15 protein-coding genes are annotated in these 14,198 nt (G+C 60.4%); 7 read left to right on the forward strand and 8 right to left on the reverse strand.

Going from position 1 to position 14,198, the window contains the following annotated elements:
* Positions 1-156 precede the first annotated feature (156 nt).
* Both GCT19_RS08570 and GCT19_RS08575 read right to left on the reverse strand, forming a co-directional pair.
* Positions 157-1,101 (reverse strand): SMP-30/gluconolactonase/LRE family protein, encoded by a 945-nt coding sequence (locus GCT19_RS08570; protein ID WP_152851623.1) that lies wholly within the window; start codon positions 1,099-1,101, stop codon positions 157-159.
* The gene (locus tag GCT19_RS08575; protein ID WP_152851624.1) at positions 1,098-2,096 is read right to left on the reverse strand and encodes a dihydrodipicolinate synthase family protein; all 999 of its coding nucleotides are present in this window, start codon (positions 2,094-2,096) and stop codon (positions 1,098-1,100) included. Before GCT19_RS08575 ends, GCT19_RS08570 begins: the two co-directional genes overlap by 4 nt.
* 573 nt (positions 2,097-2,669) lie before the next feature.
* Between GCT19_RS08575 and GCT19_RS08580 the strand changes: the two genes are divergently transcribed.
* Positions 2,670-3,374 (forward strand): helix-turn-helix transcriptional regulator, encoded by a 705-nt coding sequence (locus tag GCT19_RS08580; protein ID WP_018433960.1) that lies wholly within the window; start codon positions 2,670-2,672, stop codon positions 3,372-3,374.
* Here the strand turns inward: GCT19_RS08580 and GCT19_RS08585 are convergent.
* Positions 3,358-3,675 carry a helix-turn-helix domain-containing protein gene (locus GCT19_RS08585; protein ID WP_013092374.1) on the reverse strand — a complete coding sequence of 106 codons (318 nt, stop codon included), beginning with the start codon at positions 3,673-3,675 and terminating at the stop codon, positions 3,358-3,360. The two genes, GCT19_RS08580 and GCT19_RS08585, sit on opposite strands and share 17 nt — an antisense overlap.
* A 153-nt stretch (positions 3,676-3,828) precedes the next feature.
* Between GCT19_RS08585 and GCT19_RS08590 the strand changes: the two genes are divergently transcribed.
* A complete protein-coding gene (locus tag GCT19_RS08590) occupies positions 3,829-4,422 on the forward strand; it encodes an acyl-homoserine-lactone synthase (RefSeq protein ID WP_152851625.1) in 594 nt (197 codons plus the stop codon).
* A gap of 55 nt (positions 4,423-4,477) precedes the next feature.
* Here GCT19_RS08590 and GCT19_RS08595 read toward each other — a convergent pair whose 3' ends face one another.
* Positions 4,478-5,167: a FadR/GntR family transcriptional regulator gene (locus GCT19_RS08595; RefSeq protein WP_013092376.1), complete on the reverse strand. Its 690-nt coding sequence runs from the start codon at positions 5,165-5,167 to the stop codon at positions 4,478-4,480.
* 280 nt (positions 5,168-5,447) lie between these two features.
* Between GCT19_RS08595 and GCT19_RS08600 the strand changes: the two genes are divergently transcribed.
* The 5 genes from GCT19_RS08600 (at position 5,448) to GCT19_RS08625 (ending at position 10,447) form a co-directional block, all read left to right on the forward strand.
* Complete coding sequence (locus tag GCT19_RS08600) at positions 5,448-5,915, forward strand: universal stress protein (protein WP_013092377.1); 468 nt, start codon at positions 5,448-5,450, stop codon at positions 5,913-5,915.
* A 333-nt stretch (positions 5,916-6,248) separates the two neighbouring features.
* Entirely contained in the window at positions 6,249-6,905 is a 657-nt protein-coding gene (locus GCT19_RS08605) for a helix-turn-helix domain-containing protein (protein ID WP_013092378.1), read from the forward strand.
* Between the two features lie 115 nt (positions 6,906-7,020).
* Entirely contained in the window at positions 7,021-8,316 is a 1,296-nt protein-coding gene (locus GCT19_RS08610; protein WP_152851626.1) for an SUMF1/EgtB/PvdO family nonheme iron enzyme, read from the forward strand.
* A gap of 287 nt (positions 8,317-8,603) precedes the next feature.
* Positions 8,604-9,194, forward strand: coding sequence for a TetR/AcrR family transcriptional regulator (locus tag GCT19_RS08615; RefSeq protein ID WP_026228393.1), 591 nt, complete (start codon positions 8,604-8,606; stop codon positions 9,192-9,194).
* 518 nt (positions 9,195-9,712) lie between these two features.
* A complete protein-coding gene (locus tag GCT19_RS08625) occupies positions 9,713-10,447 on the forward strand; it encodes a cysteine hydrolase family protein (RefSeq protein ID WP_152851648.1) in 735 nt (244 codons plus the stop codon).
* Positions 10,448-10,483: 36 nt separating this feature from the next.
* Here the strand turns inward: GCT19_RS08625 and GCT19_RS08630 are convergent, their stop codons facing one another.
* The 4 genes from GCT19_RS08630 to GCT19_RS08645 all read right to left on the reverse strand — a co-directional run.
* Positions 10,484-12,031: a methyl-accepting chemotaxis protein gene (locus GCT19_RS08630; RefSeq protein WP_018437080.1), complete on the reverse strand. Its 1,548-nt coding sequence runs from the start codon at positions 12,029-12,031 to the stop codon at positions 10,484-10,486.
* A 262-nt stretch (positions 12,032-12,293) separates the two neighbouring features.
* A complete protein-coding gene (locus tag GCT19_RS43285) occupies positions 12,294-12,605 on the reverse strand; it encodes a DUF4148 domain-containing protein (RefSeq protein ID WP_018437079.1) in 312 nt (103 codons plus the stop codon).
* Between the two features lie 226 nt (positions 12,606-12,831).
* Positions 12,832-13,041 (reverse strand): dodecin, encoded by a 210-nt coding sequence (locus tag GCT19_RS08640; RefSeq protein ID WP_018437078.1) that lies wholly within the window; start codon positions 13,039-13,041, stop codon positions 12,832-12,834.
* Between the two features lie 702 nt (positions 13,042-13,743).
* Positions 13,744-14,198, reverse strand: a 455-nt coding sequence (locus tag GCT19_RS08645; RefSeq protein ID WP_152851627.1) for a response regulator transcription factor, incomplete at its 5' end; no start/stop codon positions are given.

Raw genomic sequence — 14,198 nt, forward strand, 5'->3', positions numbered from 1 at the left:
CGATGTCAAGCAAATAGTCGAGAGCGCGGGGCCTGGACGAAAACGGCTTGAATTACGTGAAATCCTTGCCGTTCAACGCCCGGCAACGCGAATTAAGGGCAAACCCGAGCATCCGCTGTAGCGGAAACACGGGTTGTCTAGTTAGCGGACAACCGCTCAACCTCCCCGCACGCCCTGCGTATTGACGAACAGCGAATACAAGCCGTGGCTCGCCGCCATGAACAGACGGTTGCGATGCCGTCCGCCGAAGCAAACGTTCGCGCAACGCTCCGGTAGCGCGATATGGCCGAGCGGCTCGCCTTGCGCGGTGAAGACGCGCACGCCGTCGAGTTCGTCGGTGCCCATGCCCCAGCCGCACCAAAGATTGCCGTGCACGTCTACCCGAAAGCCGTCGGGGATGCCCGGACCCGCGTCGATCAGCACGCGGTTGTTCGACACCGTCGTGCCTTTGCCATTGGCCTCGACATCGAATACGCGGATCTTGCGCGGCTCGCCGCGCGATTGGACCACGTACAGCAGCGACTCGTCCGGCGAAAACGCCAGACCGTTCGGGGCGAGCACGTCGTCGATGACCATCTGTACCTCGCCCGACTGACCGTCGATCCGATACACGCACGGCTTCAGTTCGGACTGCTGCTGCTCGCCCTCGTAGAAACCTTCGATGCCGAAGGTCGGGTCGGTAAACCAGATCGAGCCGTCCGATTTGACGACCACGTCGTTCGGCGAATTGAAGCGCTTGCCCTGATAGCGGTCGGCGAGCACGGTGATCGAACCGTCGTACTCGGTACGCGTCACACGCCGCGTCAGGTGCTCGCAACTGACGAGACGTCCTTCGCGATCACGCGTATGGCCGTTCGCGTTGTTCGACGATTGACGAAACGTGCTGACCGCGCCCGTCGTTTCATCCCAGCGCAGCATACGGTCGTTCGGAATATCGCTCCACAGCAGATAGCGGCCGTCGCCGAACCACACCGGCCCCTCCGACCAACGCGTGCCCTGATACAAGCATTCGACCGACGCCGACGCGATGATCAACGACTTGAAGCGCGGATCGAACACGCGGATGGAGGGATCGGGATAGCGTCGGCTGTGATCGGTCATGTGCTTGCCTGCGTGTCGGAGCGGTTCGATTGGGTGGATGCGAACTCGCGCTCGAGAGCGAGCAGCGTGCGCGCGGTCTGCGCGATCTTCGCATGATGCTCGCGCGGTGTCGAACTGAGCAGCGGCAGCAGCGGCCCCATGTCGGCGAGGCCCGTGAACGTGATCGCATCGTGCAGCACGCGGATCAACGAGATGTCGTGGCGCAATGTTTCGAGCGGCATGAACGCATCGTAAAGACGTTGGGCGGTGTCGTTGTCAGCGCTACCGGCACTATCGGTGCTATCGGTGCTCCGGCCGCGTTGCACCGCGCGCAGCAGCGCCATCACCATGCTCGGCGCGATGCAGCCGCTACCGGTCGTCCACGCTGCCAGCCCGAATTCGCGCAGATGCACGAGCGCCGGCCGCTCACCCATGCCCGATACGATCTTCGCGGCCGGCACGCGTTGCAGCAGCCGGCGCAGATACGGATCGTCGGCGGGATCGTCGCGCGGGATCGCGTATTTGACCGCGCTCAACGTGCCACGCTCGACGAGTCGCGCGAGCGTATCGACTGCGACGTAGTTTTCGCTCTTGATATACAGCGTGAGCGGCATGCCTGCCGTGTCGGCAACTCGCGTGAGGCCCGTCTCGACGCCCTCGGACGTCGTAAAGCCGCCGAGCGGCAGCACCATCGCGGTGCGGTAACGCGTCTGCGCGAGGATGCGCGCCTGATCGAGCATCTTGCCGTAGTCGGGACCGAGCGCCGGAATCACGCGTGTCCCGGGACTCGCGGCGTCGGCAAGCAGATCCAGCAACTCGCGGTATTCGCTGACCGCGACGTGATAGAGATTCGCGTTGCCGCCGTACAGTAGCGTGCGTACGCCGCCCGCTTCGAGATGGCGAATCAGCGCGAGATTCTGGGCAGGGTCGAGCGTATAGTCGGCGCGGCGCGCGAGCGGCGGCACGGCCATCACCGACGCGGTGAACTCGCCGTCTCGAAGCGGAGATTCGTTCATGATGGTTGAGGCGGAAACGTGCTGGGCGGAGATTTCACGGTAGCATCGGCGTCACGATGTTGTCAAACAACCTGCGCGCGGCGATCGCCCTGGCATGCCGTCGGCGGCGAATTGCCCGGACCCGCTCACGAAATTTCCTTTTGTTAACAATGGAGCCGCCGCCCACATGGAAACGGTGCAGGCGCTTTTTTTGGCAAGACGGACGCGACGCGGAATAACCAGATTTCCCAAATAATCGAGTAAATGCGATTAATTCCGAAGCAGGAAGAAATAATGCTGTCAATCAATCACATTAAAATGCGGTTGCGGGATGCCGATTAGCCGCATTTCCTGCCCGAGACCCGGCCGGGTTAAAGATCTATTTCAATCAGCATAATAATAGGCAACGCCGCCCTTGCTATCAGATGGCTGCTATCGTTTACCCCGCGGAGCACCAGCGCATTGCTTTCGAGTTTTTAGTGATAGATTATGCGGACGAAAAGAGCGGACCGACGTTTGTCTGCCAATAACCGCGAATGGGATGTTTGCGAGCCTGAGAGAGCCAAAAAATTGTCGCTACACTTTATCGAGCAGATGGCACCGCTATTGAACGCCGCCGACGAGGCGGAATGGTTCGGCGTGATTACGGGCCTCGCCGAAACGTGGGGCTTCGACAGGATACTGGTCGCGATGTTGCCGCGGCCCACCATGCGTCTGGAGGACGCTTACCTGCGCAGCACTTACGCGCCGGCATGGCGGCAGACGTATGACGAACAGGGCATGGTGCATATCGACCCGACGGTCGCGCACTGCCTGTCACGCTCCGCGCCGCTGATCTGGACGCCAGAGATCTTCGCCACCCCGGCGCAGCAATCCCTGTATGAGGAAGCACGCTCGTACGGCTTGGGTGCAGGGGTGACGCTACCGATTCATGGGCCGAATCAGGAAGCCGGCATGATGTGCTTCGTCAATGACGACAAGCCGTCAGACGGGTTCAGGCGCCATGTGAACGCCGCATTGCCGAACCTCGTGCTGTTGCGCGACCTGGTGATCGACACCAGCAAACAGCATCTGGATTCGCATGCGCAGAGCTTGATGCCGAAGCTGACTCCGCGCGAGCGCGAATGCCTGAAATGGACGGCACGCGGCAAATCCACGTGGGAGATCTCCCACATCCTGAGTTGCTCGGAAGCCGTGGTGAACTTCCACATGAAAAACATCAGGGCGAAGTTCGGCGTGAATTCGCGGCGTGCGGCCGCCGTGATAGCGGCCCAGCTTGGGCTTATTGACCCGGGTTGAGCAGCGCGGCCGCGTCGCGGCTGTACATCACGCGCTCGGCGCGACCCAGATCGGCGTCCGACACGGTTTTCATGAAGTAAAGGCCAAGCAGGATCGACACCGGCGCCGGGATCTCCGCACCCGACTCGAAGCGGCTGCCGCGCGACTGCGTGACGCCGAAGCGAGCCCAGAAACGACGCTGGCTCTCTTTTTTCTTCTTCCGGTAGGCAATGATCAGAACACGATCCACTGCCGAAGAGACCTCCGAAGGACGTGCCTGGAGGTGGGTTTGCGGTTGCCAGTGATTGTCGAGGAGTTCCATTTTGGACCCTTGTAGGTTGGGGGCGGATACGTGTCTGAATTTTGCGATACCCGATAAGCATCCACACCTATCCAGGTAGGTAGGTGGCGCAAAGATTCAGAATGCATAAGTTTTCCTGCGTATCTGGCCCCCCAACACGCACAGGAGAACGACATGCAAACCACGATCCGAATTGGACTCCGGCAGGAATTCGACAACGAACTGATCAACGAGATGTACCGGCTGCGCGCCCGGGTCTTTCACGGCCGGCTCGGCTGGGAAATTCCGACCATCGCGGGAATGGAGATAGACGGCTACGACGCGCTCGGGCCGTATTACATGCTGATTCAGGGCGAAGACGAACGGTTGCGCGGCTGTTGGCGCCTGATGCCGACCGAAGGACCGAACATGCTGAAAGACACCTTCCCGCAACTGCTGCATGGCGCGGCCGCGCCGGTCGGGAGACATATCTGGGAACTGAGCCGCTGGGCGATCGAAACCGACGGGGAGGAACAGTCTTTTGGTTTCACGGATATGACAATCCGCGCAATCCAGGAAGTGATGCGCTTCGCACAACGCATGGGCATCACGCATTACGTCACGGTGACCACCACGCCGATCGAGCGCATGCTGCGGCGGGCCGGGCTCGACATCAGCCGACTCGGGCCGCCGCTGCAGATCGGCGTCGAGCGGGCCGTCGCGCTCGACGTCGCGGTAAGCGCGAAAACGCTGACCTCGCTGTTCGGACCGGTCGCCGACGCGGCTTGAGCCGCGCCGGAGCGTGGCCTCGCCGAAGTCGCCCCCCCCTTCGCCCGCGCGCGACTCAGGAACCGAACATCCGTTCCAGCGCGTTCTCGAGATGCGCGCGCATCGCGGCACCCGCGCCTGCCGAGTCCTTGCGGCGGATCGCGTCGAGCACCGCCATGTGCTCGGCCTGCACCAGCCGCTGTCGCTCGACCGTTTTGACCAGCGACAGATTGCGCGACAGGTTCATGCTGAACAGGATCTGCTCCTCGATGAACGACATCACCGTGATGAAAAACGGATTCTTCGACGCGCGCGCGACCGCCTGGTGGAACAGGAAATCGTCTTTCGCGCCGATGCCCTGCGCCTCGATGATGCGCTCGAGTTCGTCCCACGCATGCTGGATCGCGGCGATGTCGTTGGCGTCGGCCTTCAGCGCTGCCTGCGCGGCCGCGCCCGCCTCGGTCACGATGCGAAATTCATAGCAGCGGCGGATATCGGACAGCGTTTCGAGCGGTGCGAAGCGGCGCACGTCCGGGTCGGGCCGCCGCGCGACTGTCGTGCCAGAGCCGTGCCGCGTCGAGATGATGCCGTCGGCCCGCAATCGCGCGAGCGCTTCGCGCACGGTCGGCCGGGACGTGGCGAAACGCTCCGCCAGCGCATGCTCGGTCGGCAATCGTTCGCCTTCCTTGTACTCGCCTTCGAGGATGCGGTTGAGGATGTCGCCGTAGATCTGGTCGGGTAAGCCCTTGGTTTTTCGATCGTTCATCAGCGCACTGGCCAGCTTGTCTGAATATGGCCTGATTGTAAGGCCAATCTTGTTTCACCTTCACCAAACTTATGCGGTTTGTAAGCATGCAAGGCCACTTGCGCGCGCCGCCGCGCCCGCGATTTTGTCCGCGCCGACCTGAATATTTGGCAAATGTTTGATTTACATCCTGGTCGGCTGCATCTTTTCCGGCAATCTACTAAGCTTCGTTGGTATAAAAGATCAATAAACCCTGCCGCGGCCAGCAATGTGGCAGACGCTTTTTTGACGCGGAGCCGATATGTACAAACGCATCCTTGTAGCGGTCGACGGCAGCAATACCTCGCGCCGCGCGTTCGAAGCAGCGCTCGATCTTGCCAAATCGAATGGCGCCGTGCTGCGGCCATTTTATGTCGTCGAAAACACGCCGATGTACTTCGAGGCACCCGGCTACGACCCGTCGATCCTGCGTAACCGCCTGATCGAGGAAGGCCAGGAGCTGCGCGCGGAGTTTTCGAAAGTGATGGCCGAGCAAGGCGTGAAGGGCGACCCGGGAGTCTCCGAGGCTTCGTCGCTCGGTGATGTCGCCGAGATCGTGCTGCATGCCGCCGCCGAATTCAACGCCGACCTGCTCGTGATGGGCACGCACGGCCGGCGTGGCTTCCAGCGGCTGATTCTCGGCAGCGTCGCCGAACGCTGCGTGCGCCAGGCGACGCTGCCGGTTCTGCTGGTACCGTCCGCCGCGGGCGCCGACAAGGAACCCGCCTGACACTGTCATCATGCGCAAGGCGGTGAGCCACGACGTCGACATAAGCCGCGGCGGCTCACCTTCCTACCTTCGCCCGGAGCACCGCCGTCGCTCGGCAAGCGGGGCAGCGAACGCGTCACTTTGCCACCTGTTGAGGGACATAACGGGTGGGACAATTTCCACACTACCAATAATCGCGCGCAGAACATGCTGAATCCTACCGCTGTGACCCGTTCCTCGACCCGCTCCGCCGGCGATGCCGAGCGCGCCGCCGGCTCTGTCGCCCGCGGCAGCCGCGAGGCCGTGGCGGGACGCGCAACCGCACGCACCGCCGCGCGCTGCTCGAGTTGTTCGATGCGTCAGATCTGCATGCCGCAGGGGCTGTCGGCGGACGAACTGCCGAAGCTCGAAACGCTGATCTGCTCGGCGCGCTCGGTGCCGCGCGGCGAAGCGCTGTATCGCAGCGGCGACCGCTTCGACAGCATCTATGCGCTGCGTTCCGGCTCGATGAAGACCGTGATGGTCCACCGCGACGGCCGCGAGCAGGTCACCGGCCTGCGTCTTGCAGGGGAGCCGCTCGGGCTCGACGGCATCAGCGCGGACATCCATGCGTGCAGCGCCGTCGCGCTGGAAGACAGCACGGTGTGCATCGTTCCATACAGTGCGCTGAAGCAGCTATGCCGCGAAATCGGTTCGATCCAGGAGCGCATGCACAAGCTGCTGGGCGCGCAGATCGTCAGCGAGGCCGCGCAGATGATGGTGCTCGGCTCGCTGTCCGCCGACGAACGCGTCGCCGCCTTCCTGCTCGATGTGTCGCAGCGCAATGCGCAGCGCGGCTACTCGTGGTCGGAATTCAACCTGCGCATGACGCGCGAGGACATGGGCAGCTACCTCGGCATGACGCTCGAAACGGTCAGCCGCACCCTGTCAAGATTTCAAAAGCGTGGCCTGATCGACACGCGGGGCAAGCATATTCACATCGTCGATCTCGAAGGGTTGCGCCAGGTCTGAGCGACCGGACGGGGCTGGACGGTCGCGCGGTTCGTCTTGGCACGCCGTCTGCGAGGGGGTAAAGTTTTCAGACCGTCCCCCCACGGCAACCGTGTTGCATGGAGACCCGGCCCCAATGAATCGCGACCCTGCCCCGCATCATCCGCTCGTGCAGCGCCTGCACGACGCGCGTCAAGTCACCGACGACCTGTTTGCAATCGTCAAGCCCAACTACCTCTATGAACGGCCGATCCGCGAGCGTCACCGGGTCGTGTTCTATATCGGCCACCTGGAAGCGTTCGATCGCAATCTGTTCGACCAGCGGCTGTTCGATCTGCCGGCTTTCGCACCGGAACTCGACCAGCTATTCGCATTCGGCATCGATCCGGTAGACGGCGGCTTTCCCACCGATCAGCCCAGCGATTGGCCGTCGCTCGACGCCGTGCGCGAGTATGCGACGCGCGCGCGCCGGCAGATCGACGCCGCGCTCGACGAACTCGACAACCCGGCGCACGACGAGGCGGCCGTGCAGTTGCTGAACGTCGCGATCGAGCATCGGTTGATGCATGCGGAAACGCTCGCATACATGCTCCATCAGCTGCCGCTCGCGCAGAAAAACACCGCGTTGCGCGAGCCGGTGGTGACACGCGCGGAGCAGCGCGACGCGTTGTCGTCGATGGTCAGCGTGCCCGCCGGCACCACCGTGCTCGGCATGCCGCGCGAGGCCGGCCGCTTCGGCTGGGACAATGAATTCGGCGAGATGGGCGTGGAAGTGCCCGCATTCGAGATCGATCGATACATGGTCACCAACGGTGCGTTCCTCGAGTTCCTCGAAGACGGCGGTTATCGCGAGCCGAAGTGGTGGTCGCCGAAAGACTGGGCGTGGAAGGAAGCGGAGCGCATCGAGCATCCGGCCGGCTGGTCGCAGCAACGCACGGCGCGTGACGGCCGCACCGCATGGACACTGCGCACGATGTTCGACGACGTGCCGTTGCCGCTCGACTGGCCCGTCTATGTGAGCCACGCCGAGGCGAGCGCCTACGCGCGCTGGGCCGGCAAAGCCCTGCCGACGGAGGCGCAATGGCAGCGCGCGGCGCACGGCGCGCCGCACGCGGCATCGGGAAACTTCGATTTCCGTAGCTGGGACCCACGGCCCGTCGATGCGCATCCGGACAACGTCAGCATCTTCGGTGCGGAAGGTCAGTTCGGCAACGGTTGGGAATGGACCTCGACGCTATTCGAAGCGCTGCCGGGCTTCGAAGCGTTTCCGTTCTATCCCGGCTATTCGGCCAACTTCTTCGATGGGCAGCATTACGTGCTGAAGGGCGGCTCGGCGCGAACCGCGCTGTGCATGCTGCGGCCGGAATTTCGCAACTGGTTTCAGCCGCACTATCAGTATGTGTATGCGGGGTTTCGGTGTGTGCGGGGTTGATCGATAAAGCGATGGCTGACGCGAAATCTTGACTATCGCTTTTCTGTCAACCCGCTCATCTATCCGTTAATTTTTTGCGTATGCTCCTTTCTTCAATGTTCGCTCAACACGCTGACGCACACAGTTGCTTGAGCGGCGTCCGAAACCCACTGAAATAGCCCCCCGAAACGCTGCCGACCGCCCGGCCGTCGGAGATCGCGCTGCAACTGGACGCCGAAAAACGTTGACTTGCACGTAGCCGACCAAGTATCTTATTATCGCTCATCGTTGATTCGAGTCGATAACTCATGCCAAGACCCCCCAATCCAGAAGTCCGTTCACGATTGCTGACGTGCGGACGCGACGTCGTTCTCAGCCTGGGGTTCAACGGCTGTGGCGTCGCGGATATCACAGAGGCGGCGGGCGTCCCGAAAGGCTCGTTTTACAACTACTTCGAGAGCAAAGAAGAATTCGCCGCGGAAATTCTGGAGGCGTACTGGCAGTCCATCGAGGACCGGCATGGCTCCATTCTTTATGACGCGCGCGTCAAGCCACTTTCTCGCATTGCACGGTTTTTCCACGCGATCAGCGACGACCATGGACGTGAGGATTTCACGCTCGGGTGCCTCATCGGTAATCTGTCGCTGGAGCTCTCGAACGCCAGCGAGCAAACACGACAACGTGTGTCAACTCTGATACGCCGTTGGGAAGAAACCCTTGCGGTATGCCTTCGCGAAGCGCAGCAAAGAGGCGAACTGGACAAACGACGCAACGCGGACGAACTCGCGGCAATGATGGTCGAGGCCTATGAAGGCGCTGTCATGCGGGGGAAGATCGAACAAAGCGGTCAAGCTTGCGAACGTTTTGAGAAGGTCATGCTGCCTTTGCTCCTTGCCTGATTTTTTTTGATTTGTATGTAAAGCGACTGGTCATTTATATCGCAGTCCACTAAATGGAAGGTGACATTCGATGAGTTCCTCCGAACTGGCGCACCAAGTGAGTCCGTACGCCGATCCCGCCGACCCCGCACTCCCAAAGACGGGGTTCAGACTCGACCGGTCAAAAGCCGCACTGGTGGTGATCGACCCGCAAAACGATTTTCCGAGTCCTGGCGGTGCGAGCTGGCCATTTTTCGGCCAGAGCATCACGGAGAACAACCGTCGAGCACATCGGTCGAGTCGCACCTGCGCGGGTTGATCGAACAAGGATTCGAGGTAGCGGTCGTGCGCGATGCAACGGCGGGACCACGCGTGCCGGAAGGCGACGGCTATCTGGCAGCGATCATTAACTATCGGGTCCTCGCTCATGCATTGTGGACAACCGAGGAAACCATCCGGCAATTGAGGATGTCGGCCCAGAAATGACCAACCAGCGTTCGGGATTCGGCCGCAAGCAGTCCTGGATCGAAGGAAGTCGCATGAGTAATGCAAAAGAAGCGAATGCGGCGAAACTCCGTCAATACGCAGAACAGTCAAACTCCGCGCTACCGGAGACCGGTTTCAGGCTGGATCGAGCTCGCGCTGCGCTGGTAGTGGTTGATCCGCAAATTGTTTTTCTTAGTCCGAGCGGTGCAACGTGGCCATTTTTTGGCGAAAGCATTACAGAGAATGAGATCGTTGCAAATCTTGAGATGCTATTCAAGGCATCAAAGTCCGCGAAGATCTTGGTAGCAGTGTCGCCTCACCACCATCCTCCACGCGAGCACGCGGGGAAGTTTAACGAACCACTCGAAGAGGTCACGCACGACATTCGCTTGTTCGATCGCAGGCAGGCCAGCATGCTCGATTGCTTTGACGGTTCTCGCGCCGATTATCTCGAACAGTACAAGCCGTATATTCTGGATGGCAGAACGATTATCGCGCCGCCTCACAACGCGTACGGGCCAGAGACCAATTACCTGGCGATACAGCTTCGCAAGCATGGAGTGTCGCAGGTAATCTTGGCGGGTATGGCATCGAATATTTGCTTTGAATCCCATCTGCGTGAGCTGATCGCGCAAGGGTTCGAGGTCGTGATCGTCCGCGATGCTATCACCGGCCCTCGCGTGCCGGAGGAAAATGGGTACCTCGCCGCGCTCATCAACTATCGCTTCCTCGCTCACGCTCTCTGGACCACCAAGCAGACTGTCCGGCAATTGACGGAACCATCCTGAAACGGAGAGTGGAAAACGTAGTGCCTACGAGAAACTTCACCGGAAGACGCTCACGGCCTCCACAAGCCTCATCGCCTGCTGCTTAAGGTTATTCGATGCAGCACTGCTGTTCTCGACCAGCGTTGCGTTCTGCTGCGTGATGTTGTCGAGATCGCTCACGGCCTGATCAATCTGGGAGACGCCGCTGCTTTGTTCTTCTGTTGCCGCTGTGATCTCCGCGATCAGATTCGACACTCGCTTCACTTGCGTCACGATCTCGTCCATCGTCTTACCGGCGTCGTCGACCAGGCTGGAGCCCGTCTCGACTTTCTCAACGCTGGTAGAGATGAGGCTCTTGATCTCTTTCGCCGCATTCGCGCTACGTTGTGCAAGCGCACGGACTTCCCCGGCAACGACCGCAAAACCCCGCCCCTGATCTCCCGCCCGGGCAGCTTCAACGGCTGCATTCAATGCCAGGATATTCGTCTGGAACGCAATGCCGTCAATGACACCAATGATGTCCGCAATCCTTCGCGAACTCGCGGTGATTTCGTTCATCGTGTTGATGACCTCCGCTACCGCTTTCCCACCGTTTGCGGCTGCGTCGCTAGCGGAACCCGAAAGCATGTTCGCCTGCATCGCGGTTTCGGCGTTGCTCTTCACCGTCGCTGTCATCTGCGCCATCGAAGCCGCCGTCTGCTGCACATTCGAAGCGGCCTGCTCCGTGCGCCTGCTGAGATCGTTGTTGCCCCGCGCGATCTCGTTGATCTCGCTCTGGACTGTTATGACCTGCTCGCTTACGTCGTCGATGAGCCACCGGAACATGAGGCCGAGCTGGCTGATCGTGCGCAGCGTCATCCCGATCTCGTCGACACGATCGATGTGGACTGCTTGCTGGCTCTCGCCTGACGCCACGCGCAAGGCCTGCGCCAGCACCGCCTCTATCGGGCGGGAAATCTGTCTTTCCAGCCACAACGACACGAATAGCAGGCATCCAAGGGCAATCCCAGAGAACGCCGCCACTAGCGAAATCTCCCTGACGCCGCAGAGCCAGCCCGCGCACAGAATGAACGGCGCAGCCGTAAGCAACGCAGACCGGATGCGCCAGCGCACCGGCATGGTCTTGAGGATAGAAGTCCATCCCATCAGGCCCGTGCGAACAATCAGGCCCTTGTGAAAGCACCGCTTGCCCGCCTTGTGTTCGCGAAACGCGCGGTAAAGGGATTCGGCGGTCTCGGTTTCCTCTCGCGAGGGCTTGGTCCGCACTGACATGTAGCCCGACGTTTGGCCGTTGCGCACGACCGGAATCGCATTCGCGCGTACCCAGTAGTGGTCGCCATCCTTGCGCCGGTTCTTGATCAGGGCGCTCCACGGCTCTCCTCCTTTGAGCGTCGCCCACATGTCGGCAAACGCCTGCTCCGGCATGTCTGGATGACGGACAAGGTTATGAGGCTGACCTTGAATTTCGTCCCGCGAAAAACCGCTAGCCTGAATGAACGCAGCGTTCGCATAGCTAATGTAGCTTTGCGCATCGGTTGTCGACATCAACGTCGCATTGTCCGGAATCTCAAACTCGCGCTGCGTGATTGGCTGGTTGTTGCGCATACCCTTTTTCCCCCGAAAAGAACGATGCGGACTACTCTGATGTGGCTGTGTCGCGAAAGTAGAATCAGGACGAGTACGCCCTCGTTGCGATGAGGATGGCCTACCTCACCAGTGAATGGGGTTTTGCGGCAACTGTTAGATCGGTGTCGTCCGGCATTTGCGGCGTGCCGATCATGTGCATGCTTTCGATAGCGGCGACGATGCTGCGCGCGCACCGGGTGCGAGGACTCGGGGACTCTTGTCAGTACTCGCCCTGTCCATCTCAACCGGGGTGAAGCTGCCGGCATTCTGATTTGAACCAATAGTCGACCAGACGCTGTGCCGCCTGCAGATCATCCGGGTAAATTGGATCGTCATACCACGCTGACGCAGCGTAGCCCGCTTTCCTGAGGGCGGCTAGTTCGCTATGATGCTGCTCCAGCGTAGCGGGCGCGTTTGCCCGGAGCGCCACCAAGTCGCGGCACTCCGTCGAGGAGAGGTGTGGCCCGGCATACGCCATGCCACAGGCGAAACAGCCTGCGAGAAGAATCACCAAACGTGGAAGCATTGACCGCATTCCAGTAGCCTTTCTCATACTGCATCTCCTTTCCTGCGTCGCGCCAACGGAAAGCCCATCAATTTCAGTGCTTCCGTGCAATAGCGGCGGCGCGGGGGACCGTAAAATTTCGGTTCCCGGCGACATCGGCACGAAAGCGGTGCGATGCCACCAATATCACTTCGATTCCCGACTATCGGAGCCACGCTGGATCGTTTTTCCGGCTTGCGCCAGGTAAAGCACCAGCGAGTTGTGGGGTCGCCGCTCAGTCCTCGATTCGCAGGCCGACCTTCAGCGTCACTTGCCAGTACGCGACCTTGCCGTTCTCGATCTGGCCGCGCGTTTCCGTGACCTCGAACCAGTGCAGATTGCGCAGTGTTTCCGACGCTTTGGCAATCGCGGTGGTGATCGCGTCGTCGATCGATTTCTTCGACGAACCGGTCAGTTCGACCTTCTTGTAAACGTGTTCAGACATCAATGTTCTCCTTGGTGTACGCCGTTGATCGGCAAAAAGCTGCTCGGAAACGCGGATAAAAAAATATACGCGACGGTTGACGCAGTCCGACAGACACGGCGCCCGTGCCCCATGGCCTGGTTCAATTCACCGCGAGAAATCTGGATCGCACAACTGGTTTGCCATTCGCTGCGGAGATTGCACAGAGCGCTGGCAGTTGCTGTTTCAAGAAGTCATGCTTCAGCAGCGCAAAACGGATGTTAGGGGGACGTGCCCGCGAGAAGAAGGCGGAAAGATGGCAACACGGTGTTGCATCGAGGAACATCAATCGACGTTGCTCGCGGGGGCCCTTGCGGAAACGAATTTGCGGACCAACTGGAACTCGGTGGCGGCAAAGCTGCGAGTCACCCGGAAAAATGAAACCGAAGTGGCGCGCATTCCTGAGGCATCGCCTCGACGATGGTCTCGCCTAGTGCTTGTGGTGTCCCGGCCATGGGAGCGACGTAGCGGAGTACGCACACGACGGCTTGAGAGATTGTGCGCTCGCAAACAGTCGGATCAAGAATCTGGCGAGCCGTTGACCTTCAACTACATCGGCAGGAAATTTTCAAACTTCCGCGCATTGCCGCATTCGCCAGGCAGTTACATTGCGCCACGGCCGGGTCCTCTTGGCCAGGACCGGCTCGGCTGCGGCCAATCGACTTCACCGCCTGGACGCTAACGTCAATATCGTCCCCGTTCCGCCGACCTGACGATCTCCATCTTTCTCACCAGATCGGCAAGCGATAGCGCTTCAAGCTTCTTCATCGCAGCGCCACGGTACATCTTGATGGTAATTTCGCTCAGGTTCATTTCAGCAGCGATCTGCTTGTTCAAAAATCCCTTCACAACGTACCAGATCACTTCGCGCTCCCGCACCGTCAGCGTGTCGTAACGCGCCATAAGCGAAACCCTGGTCAGAGATTTCTCCAGTTGCTCGGCATGACGACCGATCGCTGATGAAACAGCGTCGATAACACGTTGCTCTCGAACAGGTTTGGTCAGGAAATCAATGGCGCCAGCTTTCATGGCCTGCACCGACATTTCAATATCACCATGGGCAGTCATGACGATAATTGGCATGTCGACCTGATGCCTTCTCGCACTCAACTGGAACGTCAAACCACTCTCCCCCTGCA

Source organism: Paraburkholderia atlantica (assembly GCF_009362785.1).
Classification (GTDB): Bacteria; Pseudomonadota; Gammaproteobacteria; order Burkholderiales; family Burkholderiaceae; genus Paraburkholderia; species Paraburkholderia atlantica.